Origin of the sequence: Psychrobacter sp. BF1 (assembly GCF_019279065.1) — a bacterium.
GTDB lineage: Bacteria > Pseudomonadota > Gammaproteobacteria > Pseudomonadales > Moraxellaceae > Psychrobacter > Psychrobacter urativorans.
Window position 1 is genome coordinate 12,935 of record NZ_JAGYWV010000011.1, and the last position, 17,653, is coordinate 30,587.

17 protein-coding genes are annotated in these 17,653 nt (G+C 41.9%); 6 read left to right on the forward strand and 11 right to left on the reverse strand.

What is annotated here, in order from left to right; all coding sequences use genetic code 11:
* Positions 1-782 precede the first annotated feature (782 nt).
* Positions 783-1,349 (forward strand): hypothetical protein, encoded by a 567-nt coding sequence (locus KZA12_RS11870; RefSeq protein ID WP_218690360.1) that lies wholly within the window; start codon positions 783-785, stop codon positions 1,347-1,349.
* 570 nt (positions 1,350-1,919) lie between these two features.
* A complete protein-coding gene (locus KZA12_RS11875; protein ID WP_218690361.1) occupies positions 1,920-2,729 on the forward strand; it encodes a tetratricopeptide repeat protein in 810 nt (269 codons plus the stop codon).
* Between the two features lie 58 nt (positions 2,730-2,787).
* On the opposite strand, the gene KZA12_RS11880 is transcribed toward KZA12_RS11875, so the two are convergent.
* A complete protein-coding gene (locus KZA12_RS11880) occupies positions 2,788-3,273 on the reverse strand; it encodes an EVE domain-containing protein (protein WP_201622806.1) in 486 nt (161 codons plus the stop codon).
* 354 nt (positions 3,274-3,627) lie between these two features.
* On the opposite strand from KZA12_RS11880, the gene hemW reads away from it, so the two are divergent.
* On the forward strand, positions 3,628-4,920 hold the full coding sequence (gene hemW, locus KZA12_RS11885) for a radical SAM family heme chaperone HemW (RefSeq protein ID WP_373416618.1): 1,293 nt from the start codon (positions 3,628-3,630) through the stop codon (positions 4,918-4,920).
* A 100-nt stretch (positions 4,921-5,020) separates the two neighbouring features.
* On the opposite strand, the gene KZA12_RS11890 is transcribed toward hemW, so the two are convergent.
* A complete protein-coding gene (locus KZA12_RS11890; RefSeq protein ID WP_201622872.1) occupies positions 5,021-5,161 on the reverse strand; it encodes an entericidin A/B family lipoprotein in 141 nt (46 codons plus the stop codon).
* 354 nt (positions 5,162-5,515) lie between these two features.
* Here KZA12_RS11890 and KZA12_RS11895 point away from each other — a divergent pair, with 354 nt between their 5' ends.
* Positions 5,516-6,067 carry a tRNA (cytidine(34)-2'-O)-methyltransferase gene (locus KZA12_RS11895; protein WP_218690363.1) on the forward strand — a complete coding sequence of 184 codons (552 nt, stop codon included), beginning with the start codon at positions 5,516-5,518 and terminating at the stop codon, positions 6,065-6,067.
* A gap of 112 nt (positions 6,068-6,179) precedes the next feature.
* On the opposite strand, the gene KZA12_RS11900 is transcribed toward KZA12_RS11895, so the two are convergent.
* The 6 genes from KZA12_RS11900 to KZA12_RS11925 all read right to left on the reverse strand — a co-directional run bounded on the left by KZA12_RS11900 (position 6,180) and on the right by KZA12_RS11925 (position 10,521).
* Positions 6,180-6,578 carry a TusE/DsrC/DsvC family sulfur relay protein gene (locus tag KZA12_RS11900; protein ID WP_218690364.1) on the reverse strand — a complete coding sequence of 133 codons (399 nt, stop codon included), beginning with the start codon at positions 6,576-6,578 and terminating at the stop codon, positions 6,180-6,182.
* Positions 6,575-6,919, reverse strand: coding sequence for a hypothetical protein (locus KZA12_RS11905; protein ID WP_218690365.1), 345 nt, complete (start codon positions 6,917-6,919; stop codon positions 6,575-6,577). The genes KZA12_RS11900 and KZA12_RS11905 overlap by 4 nt, the downstream gene beginning before the upstream one ends.
* Before the next feature lie 64 nt (positions 6,920-6,983).
* On the reverse strand, positions 6,984-7,307 hold the full coding sequence (locus KZA12_RS11910; protein WP_218690366.1) for a hypothetical protein: 324 nt from the start codon (positions 7,305-7,307) through the stop codon (positions 6,984-6,986).
* 68 nt (positions 7,308-7,375) lie between these two features.
* Positions 7,376-7,822, reverse strand: a complete 447-nt coding sequence (gene tusD / locus KZA12_RS11915) for a sulfurtransferase complex subunit TusD (RefSeq protein WP_218690367.1) — start codon at positions 7,820-7,822, stop codon at positions 7,376-7,378.
* Between the two features lie 160 nt (positions 7,823-7,982).
* Positions 7,983-9,035, reverse strand: coding sequence for an NADP-dependent oxidoreductase (locus KZA12_RS11920; protein WP_218690368.1), 1,053 nt, complete (start codon positions 9,033-9,035; stop codon positions 7,983-7,985).
* A gap of 199 nt (positions 9,036-9,234) precedes the next feature.
* Positions 9,235-10,521, reverse strand: a complete 1,287-nt coding sequence (locus tag KZA12_RS11925) for an amidohydrolase (RefSeq protein ID WP_218690369.1) — start codon at positions 10,519-10,521, stop codon at positions 9,235-9,237.
* A 417-nt stretch (positions 10,522-10,938) separates the two neighbouring features.
* Here KZA12_RS11925 and glnE point away from each other — a divergent pair, with 417 nt between their 5' ends.
* Positions 10,939-13,776 carry a bifunctional [glutamate--ammonia ligase]-adenylyl-L-tyrosine phosphorylase/[glutamate--ammonia-ligase] adenylyltransferase gene (gene glnE, locus KZA12_RS11930; protein WP_218690370.1) on the forward strand — a complete coding sequence of 946 codons (2,838 nt, stop codon included), beginning with the start codon at positions 10,939-10,941 and terminating at the stop codon, positions 13,774-13,776.
* Positions 13,777-13,981: 205 nt separating this feature from the next.
* Positions 13,982-14,911 carry a branched-chain amino acid transaminase gene (locus tag KZA12_RS11935; RefSeq protein ID WP_201622816.1) on the forward strand — a complete coding sequence of 310 codons (930 nt, stop codon included), beginning with the start codon at positions 13,982-13,984 and terminating at the stop codon, positions 14,909-14,911.
* A gap of 137 nt (positions 14,912-15,048) precedes the next feature.
* On the opposite strand, the gene KZA12_RS11940 is transcribed toward KZA12_RS11935, so the two are convergent.
* From KZA12_RS11940 to KZA12_RS11950, 3 genes are read right to left on the reverse strand one after another with little or no spacing between them, the layout of a single operon-like run.
* Entirely contained in the window at positions 15,049-16,059 is a 1,011-nt protein-coding gene (locus KZA12_RS11940) for a ChbG/HpnK family deacetylase (RefSeq protein WP_201622817.1), read from the reverse strand.
* Positions 16,056-16,544, reverse strand: coding sequence for a GtrA family protein (locus KZA12_RS11945; protein WP_218690371.1), 489 nt, complete (start codon positions 16,542-16,544; stop codon positions 16,056-16,058). Before KZA12_RS11945 ends, KZA12_RS11940 begins: the two co-directional genes overlap by 4 nt.
* Positions 16,537-17,634 carry a glycosyltransferase family 2 protein gene (locus KZA12_RS11950; RefSeq protein ID WP_201622819.1) on the reverse strand — a complete coding sequence of 366 codons (1,098 nt, stop codon included), beginning with the start codon at positions 17,632-17,634 and terminating at the stop codon, positions 16,537-16,539. The genes KZA12_RS11945 and KZA12_RS11950 overlap by 8 nt, the downstream gene beginning before the upstream one ends.
* Positions 17,635-17,653: the final 19 nt, after the last annotated feature.

Here is a 17,653-nt window from a genome sequence, read left to right on the forward strand (position 1 = left end):
ATTCTATAGCAATAACTGCCAAGTACCGAAACTGCTAGTCACTAAAATAAAAATAACCCGTCAATTCAAAGAGTGAATTGACAGGTCTAAAGCTAACAGATCATCATAATGATAACTAGGCACGATGGTAAACAAGCTACGCTATGATGTCAACGTTTTCAACGAAGCTTTGCAAGGTGAGCCTGCTTGCTTATCCTTTAAGCTACCTGCAAAAGTGGTCAATAGGTTTATAGTCTCAATTCCTGAGTCATTAAGGTATTTCATATCAAAAAACTCTAAAGCATCTAGACTACCGCTAACTTTACCGACAACTTTACCGACAACATAGTTATCTACTTTAAATATAGGAGGCTTCTTTAATAGTACAGTTAATTCCTAGCCAGTTGTTAATAAGTTTGCTCCCACCCTGAGCTATAGCCAATCACGGAAGATTACGCTATGACAGTCAGAATCTATGTGAGAGCTAGAGCGCCCGAGATTGACCTGTACTTTAAACCCCGTACTATAGCTTTGCTTTTTCTTAGTCATGGCAAACTCCTCATCTAGTCGTTAGTTTACCAATTTTACCTATACGTTTGCTCAAGCATAGCTTAAATTTGATTGTATTCAAGCTCAACATACAGCTTGTAAGACTTTACTAAACCTTATCAGATTATTATTTGCATAAGTAATTTGAGAAAAACTTATTTAATGAAGTTTATATATAATTAAAAAATGTATTTACCGTACTATAACTATAACTTCCGTTTTCTGTACTAATCCCTATTAAAAAAGGAATTGCTATGAAAAAGCTTGCGACCTGTCTTGGTTTTGCCTTGGCTTGTATCTCTACTTCTCATGCCCAAACCATCGCTGGTTACAGCTTTGAGAAATACCCTGCTAAAATTTATAACGGTAAACAAGCACCCTTAAAACTAGGTGACTGGAGCTCTTTTCGTACTCGTCTAAAAGCTGCTCATAAAGATGGTGACATTAACTTCGCGGGTAACTATATCGTAACAACCTGGGGCTGTGGTACAAGCTGTGTGTCAGGGGCTATGATTGATAAACGTACTGGCAAAGTATACGATATCCCACTGGGTGAAACTGAGGATAGTGTCACCCCTTATGAAAGTGGCGCAGAATGCTTTGCAGACGAAGCGGAACTCGATGACAACGAGCGTTTGGCTTTCTATCCCAATAGCCGCTTATTTATCAGCCGCAATTGTGAAGGCGAGAGAGTTAATGAAACCACCGGTAAACAACTTATCACCTATTATGTCAACATTTGGGATGAAAAGACCAAGACATTCAAACTAAAAAAGGTTCAGCAATCTAAACTCGTTAAAGTGGACTACAGTCAATTTTAAACTAAATTTTTCCTGTATTTACCTTTTAAAGCCAAGTTTTTAGCCTAAACCTTTGGCGAATCAGTAATCTGCTTTCACTGGTTCGCTACCCTAGTGAGGACTTGAATAGCAAGTTATAGGCTACTGGTGCCAATAATCGGAGCATTTAGCTCAAACAAGCGTTTTTGCTATAATCTATTGAGTAAGTAGCTTGTCGATAGATTGCACACACGACTTTTGCGCTAATACAAACTCATCTCCCATACCCATACCCATACCCATACCTATTGCTATTAGGCTATGCCAATCACTACCAAGCTCGTTTTGCCAATCTCTGCTTGCGCATAGATATCCAAATGAGACATTTATTTGATCAACTTTATGTTGGCTACTAAGCTTTGCATACCTGAAAGTAGTCTTAATTTGTGATCGGTGCGCTATACAGGCAGCGAACATACTGCAAAAAAAGGACGTTATGGTAAATGGCTTTAGACATAAAAAAGTTACCGAGCCGAGCGACCTAAAATGGTTATGCTACCATGGCACTACTGCAAAAATATAATCCTAAAAACGACTCATTCGAGACTCACCATGCCACTGTTTAAAGCCTCATTTATCAGCAAAATAACGCTTTTGTTAGTACCTACGATGCTATCGGTATCTGCTATGGCAGTAGACTTTGGCCAAACTCAACAATTAACCAGTAAAGGTGATGCTAAAGAGGTACACAGGCTTTATTTTGGCGACAAAACTGTTAAAGATATATTTCCAGATTTTGTTACAGCAGTAGATTTGTATCAGAAGGCAGCTGAGCAAGGAAATGCTGAGGCACAGTATAGAATTGGACGAGCATATCAAACTGGTGAAGATAGACTTCAAAATGATGCTCAAGCATTAGAATGGTATCACAAGGCAGCTGATCAGGGTTATGCTGAGGCGCAATATAGTCTTGGGGTAATGTATGACTTAGGAGATGGAGTACGTTTAGATGCTGCCAGAGCACTGGAATTTTATCAAAAAGCCGCTAAGCAGGGAAACGCTGAAGCACAAAATATGCTTGGTTGGCACTATTATACAATTGCTAGCTACAATGAGGCTATAGATTGGTATCAAAAAGCCGCTAAACAGGGAAACGCTGAAGCGCACTATAGATTAGGAGAAATAAACCAAGAAGGTTGGGGTGTAAAACAAAGTTATGCCCAAGCTATAGATTGGTATACAAAAGCAGCCAATTTGGGAAGTGGCAGTGCTCAATTTACTCTGGGCTTAATGTACTACGATGGTGAAGGAGTATACAAAGACATAGCTACTGCAAAAGATTTACTAAATAAGGCATGTGACAACGATTACCCATCAGCTTGTCATAGGTATGCGAATTTATTTCTACTTCAAACAGAATAGAGTCAAGGCTTACAAAAAAATAAACGTAAGAAACCTGATTGGCTCCTATAGCTATATTTTATTCATAGTCCTCTAACAACTCTAAGCTTTCAGCCATATCCATTATCGCTTGCCAGTGCTTAGGCTCAAGGGGGATAACCGTCAATTGCTGACAGCCTTTTCTAAGTAATAAAGAATCTTCAAGAGCTGGTATGAATTTAATAGCAGATAAGGGTAAGGTTTCTATCAAGGCCTGCTCAAAAGTAACCTCCACCATATACCAGCGTGGCTTCTCTTCGGTTGCTATAGGGTCATAATGGCGATGTTCGGGATGGAACTGACTGGGATCAGGGTAGCCCGCCTTACTGATAGTCATGATTCCAGCGACACCAGAGGGTTTGGCGCTTGAATGATAAAAAATCACTTGATCACCGACTCTCATATCATCACGCATAAAATTACGAGCACGATAGTTACGTACGCCGTCCCAAGCATCAGTCCCCATGCGGCGCAGATCGTCAATACCAAAAAACTTAGGATTAGATTTCATTAACCAATACGCCATGCTTGATGTCCTTTTTTCACTATTGTTAGAATATTATCAATATCTGCCAACCATTTTGCCTATAAGTGTAGACGGTTAGTATTAGCGTTTGTTACTGGTTATGTTATCGATATAGCCTATTTCAGCTCTTATCTTTATCAGTCATTGTTTTTTTAGCAGACAACCACTATTAATCAAATATCATCAAAGCTTTGCTTTTATTGGTTTAGCCGTTACTCTAGCCAGCCACGTCTACTGCTTAATGCAGTCTTGCAACTATAAGTTTATCCTATGTCAATATCTCAACCTGATACTAATAACAATATTCATAAAGCTAACGTTCCTAAAGCTGAGGCTAAGCAGGATGATACAGGCTTGCCTACTATAAAAGCGTTAGATATTCCGCTAGCGCTGTACATTCATATTCCATGGTGCGTAAAAAAATGCCCTTATTGTGATTTTAATTCACATGAATTACCAGTGGATAGTGAGCAGGCGCTGGATGAGAGATATGATGAGTATGTAGATGCGCTACTGCTAGATGCAAAACTGCAGCAGCCCCTGACTCAAAGACGTCAGATCAGCTCAATATTTATTGGTGGGGGCACGCCGTCATTATTGCCTATCTTACAATATCAGCGCCTCTTTGCTGGGTTACGTCAGGTCTTTGATTTTGCTGATGATATCGAAATCACTATGGAAGCTAATCCTGGAACCTTAGAGCACGCGCCGTTTGCTGAATATCTAAAGGTAGGAATTAATCGATTGTCCATAGGAGTGCAAAGCTTCTGTGCGGATAAGCTAGTGACGCTTGGGCGTATCCATGATCCTATGCAAGCTGTGACGGCTATTAAAGCTGCACGCGAAGCTGGCTTTACTCGAGTAAATGTAGACTTGATGCACGGCTTACCGCAGCAAACCCTCGTTGAGGCCTTGTATGACATACAAACCGCCCATGATACGGGTGCCACGCATATCTCATGGTATCAGCTAACTATCGAGCCTAATACAGTATTCTATCGAAGTCAGCCTATCTTGCCTGATGAGGATGACTTGGCGGATATTGAGCAGGCAGGCAATGCGCTACTCCAAAGTTTAGGCTATAGCAATTATGAAGTATCAGCATGGGCGGGTAGATTAGATCAGCCTTGTCGTCATAATGTGAATTATTGGCAATTTGGTGATTACTTGGCGATTGGAGCGGGGGCGCACGGTAAGGTGACGGTTAGTGACGATCAGTCAAAACGCTTAGCAAATATTCTATCAGGCTCAGTAGTAAAGGGTGGATCATTGCTACAGCCCGATATTTATCGCTTTAGCAAATCACGACTACCAAAAGATTATGTTGCCTACCAACACTTACCTGACCTTACTCTAGATAGCTCTTCTATAATGGCTACAAGCAAGCTAAGTGCGCCCAAAATGGTTGACTGGCATACGATTGCTAGTGATGAATTGGTCAGTGAGTTTATGCTCAATGCCTTACGTTTACATACTGGGGTGAGTTGGCAATTATTTACGCAGCGCACTGGCTTGGCTTATGACAACATTGCAGCGAAAGTAGATAAGCTGGTGAACCAAGGCTTGTTGGTCGCTAGCACAGATAGACTGCAACCGACTAAGCTGGGTCAGCGCTATCTTAATCAAATCTTGCGCGAGTTTCTGTGATCATCAAATAACAGAGTGCGGACTAAGCCGTATCTCTAGACAAAAAAAGGGCTTACCAAATGACATGGTAAGCCCTTTATAACTTCTAAATAGGCGTAGCTTAGATTTTTTTCTGTACTTCTTTAGCAGTACCAGTCACAGCATCGCCAGCGCTTGATACGTCTTGGCCAAAACCTTTGAATGTGTTACAACCAGTCAATACAACCATAGCAGCTAAAGATGCGATAATTACTTTTTTCATAATATTTTCCTCAAAATGGGTGGGTAATACAGGTAAAACAAATGATACTAAGCGCTTGGCTTGAGCATTATTTATCAAATATTGAATAGGTAGTTCTATCAAAAGATTAAATATCAATCTTAACATATGCTTGCTATCCGACACAGACATCATAATAAAAGTTAAAAAATATGCAAAGTATCAAAGTGTAATTATTACTAATAAACTGTAACTTTTGATTACCGTCATCAGCTTTAAATCGTTATCTCTGTAAGTTTCTATAGATAGTTACTGGGCTTGCAACCCCATAAAATATATTTTTGCACTATACTATAGCTGTCAATTTTTGGTCTTTTTTTAATTTATGGAAACTCTATGACCATTCATATCGTGCTAGTAGCACCAAAGATGCCTAGCAATACTGGTAACATCATTCGATTATGTGCTAATACTGGTGCGCAACTACATTTAGTGCAGCCGCTAGGTTTTGAGCTAGATGACAAAAAGTTGCGTCGAGCAGGGCTTGATTACCATGAATATGCTCAGTTGCAAGTTCATGATAATTGGGCAGCTGCTAAGCAAGCTCTAATCGCTTGTGACTGTCACACCATTACTGCCTTGACTACTAAACTTAGCAAGCCCTTCTACGATTATAGCTTCACAGAACAGGCTGATGCTGGTCAAGCTAATGCTAGCAATGTCGCTTTAGTGTTTGGTTCTGAAACAGCTGGATTAGCTGATGAGATACGAGAAGACATTGGTGTCAATAATTGGCTAAGACTACCAATGCTTCCTGATTCGCGCAGTTTAAATCTGTCTAACAGCGTAGCAATATGTCTCTATGAAGTATGGCGACAGCAGGGCTTCAATGGTGACAACGGTCGCAGCACTGGTTATGATACTTTGACTGTCTATGATGCCAAATAGCCAGTTTAGCTGAGCTGGCTTAAAAAAAGCCAGTTCAACGAGCAGTTAACTACGCTAAGAGCTGAGTCTAGAGAAGCTGAAAAAGTATATATAAAATGCTGCTGAATACTAACTATAAACAGTTTGGTGGTTTAGGCAGACCAGCTAAGCGATTGACATGACGCGCCACCAATCCAGTGTTAAATAGCTGCTGTAGCTTTTGGTTACTGATATCGTGCTCAGGTAAGGTCTGCTGTAGCCATTTGATCAGTGGACGAGTAGCAGGAGCATGATTGAACTTATCAAAAAAGCTGCGAACTTGCTGTAAAACGGCTAAATGCTCAGCACTTAGCTCAACCTCTAAAGTATCGGCGAGTTGCTGGGCGATAGCTGCTGTCCAAATATTATGATTACACAGATGGCCGTCTTCGTCCAATACTAAGGGGGTGGCGTTACTAAGCTCAGCATCACTTTTATTACAGTCCTTATTAGCCGTGCCAGTTACCTCAGCATTTAAGGTTTTATCGGTCATAAGGCAATAGTCACTACTTTATCGAACGGCTGACTGTCAGCATAATCCCCTAGAGTCAAAGCCACCCATTCACTATCCGTCAATATAGCGGTGAGCTTGCTATCAAGATTGAGTTGGGCTGCGGTATCAGTGCTAAGTTGCGCCACATCATCAGCTAAGGCATAGATAGCTTTGATATCTACTATATCGGCATCATCGAGATAAGCGGTTAACCATGCAGCAAAAGCCACTGTTGAACCGAGCAAGATAATACTGTCACCGTCCTGCCAAGTAAGAGCCATCTCACTAGTACAGCTTCTTAGGGTATCCATCGTGCTATGTAATTGATATAGAGTTGCCATGCAAGTGTCCGTTTTTACAAAATAAAGAGGCTAAAAGCGCTTGGGATAAGGTTTGCAATAATCCCTAAAAAGTTAATATTTGCTCAAAGTCTTGGCTGTTAACTACTTCAGGAATGAGCGTTAACTGGCTAGCTAAGTCGAGAGGCACCATACCTGTCAGCCAACCGCTAAAGACATCATTAGGTAGCCAAGCTGCTGGCATGTCATATAATTCTAGCGATTGAATCATGCCGTGCAAGCGTGATTTAGGCTGCATCAATAAGCCAAACACTGGCGCATCTAAATAAAGCTGCACTTGATGACCAAAAGTCGCTAAGGTTAAGGCCAGTGCGCAGCCCTCATAGCTTGCCATCTCAGTTGGAGTACGCAGCTGAATCAGTAACTTCATTATTTATCCTTACTTAGGCTTTGCTATAGCTTGCCGTTGTTATGGTTATTGCTTGATTGCCATTTTTGCTAAAACTGTATTAGACGGCAGTCACTTTGCATCATCATAGCCAGATCACTTAAGCCGACTAAGTCAAAACCTTGAGCGACATTGTCACCTTGTAATTGATGACGGGCGCTGTTGTCGCTATCACTAACACCACGACTAAGGGCAGTGCTGACACAGACAGCTAAGGGTAACTTATAGCGCTGTGCAAGTGCTTGCCACTGTTGGGTCAGATTGGCTTGATCGGCAGATTGCCAGCGTAGGCGATTGGCCATATGGGCGGCATCCGCATAAAAGAAAAGCTTTAAGGGTGTACAAGCGACCTTACTGTTATCAGAGATCTGAGTTTGATTACTAGTATTTACTTCAGCCGCTTGTTCAACGAAAGCACGGGCGTAACGCAATGCTAGCTCAGCGAGTGGATGGCTAGGATCTTTGGTAATTAACAATAGCGGAGTAACAGTAGTCATAAGCGTAGCATCACAAGTTGTCGGGTTTTATGGTTGTTCATTGTTATTCATAGTCACTGAAGAATATTATCAAGTCATTTTTAACGTTATCGAGTCTATTATGACAAAGATAGATCCCCAAGCAAAGCGCAGTGTCGCCTCATAGAGTGATGTGGTTATTTTATTGGGTATCGACTGGAGCATTAGTGTTGACATCAGCAACTTGCACCATTTGCTTGCCGATATTCTCACCTTCGAATAAGCCAATAAAGGCTGAAGGTATATTTTCAAAACCTTCTATCAGGTTTTCTCTGTAGGTCATTTTACCTTCATTATACCATTGACTAAGCTGCTGCTTAGCAGCATCGAATTCATCGGCAAAATCATAAACCACAAAGCCTTCCATACGAGCGCTTTTTTTGATCAAATGATGCATAGGGCGTGGGCCTTGTGGTACTTCACCGTGGTTATAATCAGCGATTTGCCCACAGATAGCGATGCGGGCATGCTCATTAATATTAGCGAATACGGCATCGAATAGCTCACCACCGACATTATCAAAGAACACATCGACCCCATCCGGACAGGCTTGTTTGATAGCCGCTTGCATATCAGTAGTTTGATGATAGTTAATGGCTTTATCTACCCCTAAGTCGTCTTGTAGATAGTCTACCTTTTTAGCAGAGCCAGCAATGCCGATAACTCTACAGCCGTTAATGCGTGCAATCTGTACGGCGATGCTACCTACTGAACCTGCGGCGCCGGATACTACTACGGTTTCGCCTTGTTTGATCTGGCCGATTTTTAGCATACCAAAATAAGCCGCTAAGCCTGGTATACCAAGCATACTTACTGCGGTTGAAATCGGTGCGATATCCGGATCTACTTTTTCAAGAGTATCTACAGCAAAGCTCTGATACTTTTTCCAAGCTAAGCGACCATGAACGATATCGCCTTTTTTAAAACCCTCACTAGCACTATCGATGACTTGCGCTACACTTCTACTAGTAATAGCCTCATCAATCTGAAATTTCTTACCCGCATTATCGCTATCACCTTTATCCATAAAGCCGCGCATACCCGGATCGACGGATACGTAGATACTTTTTAGCAGTACCTCCCCAGCTTGGCAGTCAGGCATAGCGATATTTTCAAGTCTAAAAGTCTGTTGATTCACTTGACCTTTAGGGTGCTGAGCCAAGACGATCTGTTGATTTTGTTGTGAGTCATTCATTGTAATATCCTTTGTTTTATATTTTATATTTTATATTTTATATTTTTCTAAAGCTTTACTATAATAGGCAATTGTTCAATAATTAATTATTAACTAAACACTATTTATAATCAAAACTATTAGCTTTGATAAGCTTCTAATATTAGCGATAAGCTATTAACAGAGGCTAGCCTATTTAAGGCTTTATTGAAGGACGCATCTAAAGTATGGCTCTACCTTGATAATAAACCGCTTCACGTTTGGGTAGACGGGCGACCGCTTCCGCTGAACAACAGGCTTTGACTAATATAAAATTAGCGTCGGCACCTACATAAGGCCAAACTTGCTGGCCTTGATCGTTTAAGGGTAAAGTTTGCTTATTATTAGTAGCCATCTGTAAGGCACGATTTAGACGATATTCGTCAGTCCAACCATAAAGTTGCGCACATAAATTAGCCTTTTGTAGCATGTCGCCTAAGCCAAAGGGCGAAAAATTATCCATTAAGTTATCGGTACCGGTTAGCACCTGAACTTGATGTTTCAATAGAGTAGGAATAGGTAACGCATTTTGTCCTATAGGCACACTAGTGACAATACCGATACCATATTCTGCGAACTCAGCGGCTAGATGCTCAAGCTCTAGTGGTGGTAGCATTGCCAGAGCATAAGCATGAGTGATAAAGGTTTTGCCTTGTAGGGCTTGGTTTTCTTTAACCCGTTTTATCATGTGCTCCATGACCGCTTTACCAGAGGGCAAGTCTTCATGCAGATGAATATCAACGCCTTTGTCATAATCTAAGGCGATATCGAACATGATATCTAAAGACTTTTTCGCATCACCATCTACAATCGTCGGATCAAGACCACCGATAAAGTCGATGTCCATCTGGGCCGCTTCTCGTAATAAGCTCTCAGATTGTGAATAGAGAATACCGTGCTGCGGAAAAGCCGCAATTTCCCAGTTAAAATGGTCTTTATAATTGTCTAAGGCTAATAGCAAGTGCTCTAAGCTTTTAAGACCGCTGACTGGGTCTACATTGCAATGACAGCGTGCAAAAGTAGAGCCGTGACTTTGCATCAGCTCGATAGCGAGTTCAGCTCTGTGTTGCGAGTTAGGTAATAACTTAGGAATTAGTTTTTCTTCTAAGCTAATCATATCTTTGATACTGCCAGTCCACGGCGCTGCTTGCCAAACCCCACCATAATAAGTCTTATCGATGTGGATGTGCATATCTTGAAAAGTAGGTAACATCAACAAACCGTTAGCATCAACGTTGTTTGAGTGCTTCTGTAAATCGTCATTCGAATTATTCGGTAAGCCCGCAGAGCTTATGGCTGCTTTTTTAGTTATCTGTTGAATGATGCCGTTAGTGACTATAATATCGAAAATAGCCGTTTGGGTAGCGATGACTTGTTGCTGCTCATCATAAACAAAGCCGGTTTCTAAGCGAACATTACTTAGCAAAAAATCATTATTAGTTATAGAGTTCAGCCTAGTAGGTGACATAGAGTACTCACTTAGAATCATGGCATGGATTGTTTTAAGATAGCGTTGCAAAATATTTAACCAAGTTACTGCTAAGTATTTTTATGAACCCTCAGACAACGGCTAGATCGGTCATGCTCAGGGTATTTATGCTACCATAAAGCAGGTTCAATCCAAGAGTGTCAACGTTGTTAAAAGTAATTTTATGCTAAGCACTGTTGCTATAGATGTCTTTATAATTCTTTGGGAATAATTTTAGCTCAGTATAGGCTTAGACACTTACCACTACGATTAGTAAGTTTTGTTTAATTAATATAACGCTTGCTGTGGTCACTAATGTTTATATAAAAATTAGCGCTGCTATTGCTCAAAGCTTAGTTTTAGCAATGGTTTTAAATCTCAGTATTCTCAACTATCTCGCCAGGAGTCTGTGCCCCTATGTCCTCTGCTACATCCAATCATAAAGACTACCAGCCAACACCTGAGCAGCTACAAGTTTTGCAAACCGCCAGTGAGTTCGCTTATCAAATATGGGAAAGTCGGACCATATCCTGTCAGACGTTTTTGCGCAGCTACCCATTAGAGCAGACGCTCACTCGCCAGCAGATCGACGATTTGATTCAAGATTATACTTTAGATGAGAATTATCAGCTGGCCGATGAGAGTAAGGTGATGAGTGGCTTACGGCATCTACGTATGCTGATGATGATGCGCTGGATTTGGCAAGATGCTTTGGCTCTGATTAAGCTTGAACAATTAACCGATGAGCTCTCTGACTTTGCTGATGGCTGTCTGTTATTTGCCAAGAGCTATACTTATCAGCAGTTAGTATCTAAGTATGGCCAGCCCACTTTTATCAATGCGCAAGGCAAGCCACAAGTCGATGATATGGCTATTATGGCGATGGGAAAATTGGGCGCGCAAGAGCTTAATTTGTCTAGTGATATTGATCTAGTATTTATCCATCAAGGTCGCGGCGAGACTGATGGAGATAAATCAAAAGGCACACGTAGTATTGATAACAAGCGCTTTATGACTCGTCTAGGTCAAGGGATCATTAGGCTGCTCGATAATAATACTGCTGACGGTTTTGTATTTCGAGTAGACATGCGTTTGCGTCCTTGGGGTGATGGTAGTGACTTGGCGATTCATCTGTCAGCATTACAGAAGTATTTTAGCAATCATGGTCGTGCATGGGAGCGTTTTGCTTGGTTGAAGGCGCGAGTAGTGGGTCAAATTGAATCACCGTTTTATGATGAAATACAGGCAATGATAAAGCCTTTTGTTTTTCGTTATTATGTGGATTACAGTGCCTTTTCAGCACTGCGTGAAATGAAATCCTTGATTCAAAATCAAGTGGCGCAGCGTGAGGATTTGGATAATATTAAGCTGGGTGCTGGTGGTATTCGTGATATTGAATTTATTGTGCAAGCCTTTCAGCTTATTTACGGTGGGCGTCAGCCGCAGTTACAGGTCAAGTCTTGTCTAAAAGCGATGCAAGCTTTGTATGAGCTTGAATACTTCGAGCCGCCCACTTATCAGAAACTGCAAGCCGCTTATCGATTTTTGCGTCGTCTTGAGCACGCTATTCAGGCTATCAATGATCAGCAGACCCAGCGCCTGCCTCATGATGAGTTTTGGCAGCATAACTTGGCATTAACTTTAGGCTTTGCCGACTGGTCGGCCTTGTTAGTAACCTTAAATGATCATCGAGAGGACGTTAATGCGCCATTTGAGCGTATGGTGACAGAACGGCAAATGCCAGCGCAAGAAGACAGTACCCTTGAGCCTGCTAATATTGCTCAGCAAATCGCCCAACTTGACACTGTGCTGACGCAACAGAGCCGAGCGCAGTTAGATGCTTTTTGGCAGTCAAAAATGGTAGCAAACCTCAGTGATGAGGCCAGATCTCGCTTGGATGCAGCTTATCCTGTAGTGTTGCATGCTTTGCTTGCCCATCAACAACAGCAACAGCTAGCCAATACCGCTTTGCCCCGATTGATCACTTTGTTAGAAGCTATTTGTCGGCGTTCTATCTACTTAGTCATGCTGGCTGAAAATCCCAATGCGACCGTTGAGCTAATTCCTATGCTATCGGCAAGCCCGTGGATTGCTAATGAGCTGGCGCTATATCCGGTATTGCTTGACACCTTTTTACAGCAGCGCTATCGCCACTTACCAGATAAGCCTGAGCTGCGTGATATATTGCGTCAACGCCTGCTGCGTGTAGAGCGTGAGGACGAAGAGGAGCTGCTAAGCGTACTACGACTGTTTAAAAAGAATCAAGTGTTAGCAGTAGCGGCCAGCGATGTACTAGCAGAAAGGCCGATCATGAAAGTATCTGACTCGCTGACTTTTATTGCCGCTGTAGTATTAGAAGCGGCGCTTGAGCGCGGCTTCTCTGAGCTCGTTAGACGTTATGGTTATCCTATTGGCCAAGATGGAGATCCGGTAACAGAGGCTGATTGCGGCTTTGCTATTATCGGCTATGGCAAACTTGGCGGGCTTGAGCTGTCTTATTCTTCTGATTTAGACTTAGTGTTCTTGCACAAGATAAAAGAGGAGGGCATGACGACTGGTGAAACCTCCGTCAGTGGTATGAAGTTTGCCGCTCGTCTGGCACAAAAGCTAATGACTTATCTAAATACTCAGACTCGAGACGGTCGTGCTTATGAGATAGATATGCGCCTACGACCATCTGGCAATGCGGGCATGATGGTGGTTTCCTGTCATGCGTTTGAGACTTATCAGCTCAGTAAAGCTTGGTCTTGGGAGCATCAAGCGCTAGTTCGTGCGCGGGCAATATGTGGTGATAAAAGGGTGATGGCACGCTTTTGTGATATTCGCCGTGAAGTACTAGCGCTGCCACGCACCTTAGATGAAGTGCGCATAGAGGTGACTAGTATGCGTATAAAAATGCAAAAGCATTTAGGCACTAGCCAGTGGGAACAACAAGAAGGCAAGTTTCATTTAAAACAAGATGCAGGCGGTATCGTTGATATCGAGTTCTTAGCGCAGTTTGCAGTATTGGCTTATTCTCATGACTATCCTAGCTTGACCAAATGGAGTGATAACGTACGTATCTTTGAGGAAATGGCCTTACTGGGTATTTGGAGCAATGAAATCTGTCAAGACTTGACTGAAGCCTACCTGCGTATTCGTGCCGCCAGTCATCAATTAGCGCTATCCGAGCAATCACTGCTAGTAGATGAAGGATTATGGGTGGAAACGCGCACTTTAGTACAAGGTCAGTGGCAGCGTTTGATGGGTGTTTAGCATAAATAAAAGCCCTATAAGGGTAAACTAAAAGATTTCATTTGCGATAGCTGCTGGTGATATAATCTCTCGCAGCTTGCAACAATAACTCGCTTAACTGTTATAGCACTCAAGCAATCGAGCAGTAAACTAGATAATAAAATCACGATAAAAATTAAAACTCAACATACAAGTTAGACGTTAGCGCTAGCATAAGGAATATCAAATGAACATGGCAACACAAGACGGCAAGCTTTGGATGAATGGCACGATGATCGATCAGCCTGATGCCAAAATTCATGTACTTACTCATAGTTTGCATTATGGTATCGCCGTATTTGAAGGGGTTCGTGCTTATCAAACTGCTGACAAGCGTACGGCCGTATTTCGTCTAAAAGATCATGTAGATCGTCTGTTAGGCTCAGCAAAAATCTTCCAAATGCAAGTGCCTTTTGATGCAGCGACTCTAGAGCAAGCGCACAAAGATGTAGTCAAACAGAATAACTTAGCAGAAGCTTATATCCGTCCATTAATATGGATTGGCGCTGAAAAATTGGGCTTAGCGGCTCATGATAATAGTATCAATGCTATGGTTGCTGCTTGGCATTGGGGCGCTTATCTTGGTGAAGAGGGCATCCAAAATGGTATCCGAGTCAAGACTTCCTCTTATACTCATCATCTGCCAAATGTCACCATGTGTAAGGCCAAAGCCTCAAGTAACTATCCGGTGTCTATTATGGCTAACCGTGAAGTGACTCGTAACGGCTATGATGAAGCGATCATGATGGATTCACAAGGCTATGTCTGCCAAGGATCAGGTGAGAACTTATTCTTAGTCAAAGACGGTGAGCTACATACACCAGATCTAGCAGGCGGAGCTTTAGATGGCATTACTCGTCGTAGTATCATTCAATTCGCTAACGATTTAGGCATTAAAGTCACTGAGCGTCGTATCACTCGTGACGAGTTTTACTTAGCCGATGAAATCTTTATGACAGGTACTGCTGCTGAAGTCACTCCTATTCGTGAATACGATGACCGCACTATTGGTAACGGTGGTCGTGGCCCATTGACTGAAAAACTGCAAACCTTGTACTTCGATGTGGTTCATGGCCGTAATGAGCAGTATATGCATTGGTTAAGCTTTATTGACTAAGCTTTATTAACTAGGTTTGTTAAGCTAGAGTCTTTTAATTAAAGCTTTTTAGCTAAGAATAGTGCCAATAAAAAGCCAAGACTTGTTACGAGTCTTGGCTTTTTATTGGGCTAAAGTAAAAATAATTATCGTCTACTCTACATAGCTACGATATCAGACCAACGCACTAACCTAACTTGCTGCTGCTGCAATAAGTCTTCAAATTGATTACTCATCAACCAGGCAAACTCGCGCTCACGTGCCGCCTTAATCTCATCTTGCCAGCTATTATCAGGCACAGCAGGATGGCACATTAGTAAAGTAGTCGTTACATCACGTGGTAAAGACAACGGTACAGAATGAATAGGCGGGGTGGTTGACCCATACTGAGCATAAGTCCCCGAAGACTCAAAAGTAAAAGACTCAATATATAAACCTGGCTGCAGATATCTAGTCCGTGGAGCTGCACTCAGCCATTTGTCCCATAGGGCTGCTAGCTGCTGGCTAGTAACATCAAAACCATAAACCCCACCGAATTTATCATTAGTAGCGATATTATGCTGCCGACATAGTTTATTCCATACTCGACCGCCAAGAGAATAGATAACCCAAGACTTAAAGTCGTTAACAAGAGGGGTGGTCACGCGCGCGCTAATAGTATGATGCGAGCTTTTATTTGCTTTATCATTGCTACTACCATAACGGCTAGTTAACTCTTGGATCAAACGCTCACGTATGATCGGGAACTGATGAATGTGCTGATGACCATCAATAAATGCTGGCGCACGATTGAATTTATCTTCAAAACTATCTAACTGATGCTGGATAACCTCAGTCACTTGCATGGGTTTTAATCGACGTAAATAGCTAGCTATAATCAAAGACTTAAGCGTAGCACTTAGCGTTGATGGGTAGACACCAGTCAAATCTAAATGGAGACCAATATCGACATTCATTTCAGCCAGCTTAGTGATATCGCTATCACTGATATTGCCGCCGACCATATAGCTACTAGCACCAATAATTCCACGCTCAGCCAAACGTATTACCGCCTTATTGACAGCGTCTGATAGTCCTAAGTCATCAACGTTAATGATGACCGCGCGGGCGTTATTAGGAGGAGAGCTCACGTTATTTTGCGCCTTATTATTTTGAGAGGTGTTATTCATGATTTAAATGCCCAAAGTTTACCTAATGCAAAAGTCATCACGGTGATAACACCAGTGACTACCAACCATATTATTATGTAATAACGCTCACCGAACCAGCTTAGTCCTAAGACGAATAAACTCTGATTGGCTATAAAACCAAGTAACGAACTGGCGAACCATTTAAGTAATATTGGTAATGAATGGCGCCAAGATGAAGGTGTTTTGTTAACGCTGGTACGACGATTTTTTATATAGTCATCGTTATTAGAACTATGTTTATCAGTACTACTATTAGACTGACTAAAAGTAAGATAAAAATGGCCAAAAAAACTAACAATAAAGGCTATTAAAAAGGCGACAACATTAGCCCATGCCGGACTAACAGTAGTAAAGTTTACAACGCTTATAAGTATCAAAAAATGCACTAAAGCTGCACTAGCACCAACAGCTAAAAACCATAGTGCTTGCTGCGATGCTGACTGAGTTATAGCTATTTTATTCATTATTGTTCGTTGTTTGTTTAGTTAAGGAGTTGGATCTCTCATAGCTATTGATGCTGATGTCACGAGTTGCGCCATTATTGTTATCAGTGCTACTAATAGCTTCATCAATTAAATATAAAGGGCGCTGTTTTACTTCTTCGTAGAGACGACCGACATATTCGCCAATGACTCCAATGCAGACTAGCTGGATACCAGTGGAGAACATAATGCCAGCGGCAACAGTGGCCCAGCCAGCAACGTCACTGCCAAACAATAAGGTTTCGATAACGATATAAAGACCATATAAAAAAGCTAGTGCTGACACTATAAAGCCCATACGTGATATCAGGCGTAAAGGTTTTTGTGAAAAAGAAGTAATACCTACTAAGGCCAACTCAAACAGACTACCGAAGTTAAACTTACTCTCGCCGGTATCGCGATTATCGGCAGTAAAAGGCAAATAAACCGTATTGAAACCTACCCAAGCATATAAGCCTTTCATAAAACGTTGACGCTCAGGCAATGAGCGCAGTGCCATTACGACCTTACGATTCATCACTCGAAAGTCGCCAGCATTGGGGCGAATCTCATAACGCTGACGATCTTGGATAAACAAGTAAAAACTACGCTTTAAAGTTTTAGCCAGTTTGCTTTCATGAGGACGGTTAGCCTGAATACCGGCAACCATGTCAATATTAGACTGCTCAATCATGCTAAGCATTTGGGCTAATACTGGCAAAGGATGTTGGCCATCGGCATCTATCATTGCCACTAACTCACCATCTGCTTGAGCAAGCCCAGCACTCAGCGCTGGCTCCTTACCAAAATTACGCGATAAACGTAATAAAATCAGCTCAGTGTTATTAGGGCGACTCGGCATCAAAGTTGTCACTACTTCTAATAGATGATCACTACTACCATCGTCAACGATGATGATCTCACAGCTTAGGCGCTTATGGTTATTGTTATCGGTAATATCGTCGGCTTTAGGTGTAGCTAATGCTGCGGCAAACTCAAATACTTGTGGTAAGAACGCCTGTAACGCTTCAGCATCATTGTAGGCTGGCATAATGATAGACAAGTACGGTGAGTAACTATAATCCTGCGACATGAAAAACTCGTTAAGGTTA

Bases quoted from the DNA above. Each gene is read 5' to 3' on its own strand.
- KZA12_RS11870 (WP_218690360.1), top strand. From the start codon at position 783: ATGAAAAAGCTTGCGACCTGTCTTGGTTTTGCCTTGGCTTGTATCTCT.
- KZA12_RS11875 (WP_218690361.1), top strand. From the start codon at position 1,920: ATGCCACTGTTTAAAGCCTCATTTATCAGCAAAATAACGCTTTTGTTA.
- KZA12_RS11880 (WP_201622806.1), bottom strand. From the start codon at position 3,273: ATGGCGTATTGGTTAATGAAATCTAATCCTAAGTTTTTTGGTATTGAC.
- KZA12_RS11890 (WP_201622872.1), bottom strand. From the start codon at position 5,161: ATGAAAAAAGTAATTATCGCATCTTTAGCTGCTATGGTTGTATTGACT.
- KZA12_RS11895 (WP_218690363.1), top strand. From the start codon at position 5,516: ATGACCATTCATATCGTGCTAGTAGCACCAAAGATGCCTAGCAATACT.
- KZA12_RS11900 (WP_218690364.1), bottom strand. From the start codon at position 6,578: ATGACCGATAAAACCTTAAATGCTGAGGTAACTGGCACGGCTAATAAG.
- KZA12_RS11905 (WP_218690365.1), bottom strand. From the start codon at position 6,919: ATGGCAACTCTATATCAATTACATAGCACGATGGATACCCTAAGAAGC.
- KZA12_RS11910 (WP_218690366.1), bottom strand. From the start codon at position 7,307: ATGAAGTTACTGATTCAGCTGCGTACTCCAACTGAGATGGCAAGCTAT.
- tusD (WP_218690367.1), bottom strand. From the start codon at position 7,822: ATGACTACTGTTACTCCGCTATTGTTAATTACCAAAGATCCTAGCCAT.
- KZA12_RS11920 (WP_218690368.1), bottom strand. From the start codon at position 9,035: ATGAATGACTCACAACAAAATCAACAGATCGTCTTGGCTCAGCACCCT.
- KZA12_RS11925 (WP_218690369.1), bottom strand. From the start codon at position 10,521: ATGTCACCTACTAGGCTGAACTCTATAACTAATAATGATTTTTTGCTA.
- glnE (WP_218690370.1), top strand. From the start codon at position 10,939: ATGTCCTCTGCTACATCCAATCATAAAGACTACCAGCCAACACCTGAG.
- KZA12_RS11935 (WP_201622816.1), top strand. From the start codon at position 13,982: ATGAACATGGCAACACAAGACGGCAAGCTTTGGATGAATGGCACGATG.
- KZA12_RS11940 (WP_201622817.1), bottom strand. From the start codon at position 16,059: ATGAATAACACCTCTCAAAATAATAAGGCGCAAAATAACGTGAGCTCT.
- KZA12_RS11945 (WP_218690371.1), bottom strand. From the start codon at position 16,544: ATGAATAAAATAGCTATAACTCAGTCAGCATCGCAGCAAGCACTATGG.
- KZA12_RS11950 (WP_201622819.1), bottom strand. From the start codon at position 17,634: ATGTCGCAGGATTATAGTTACTCACCGTACTTGTCTATCATTATGCCA.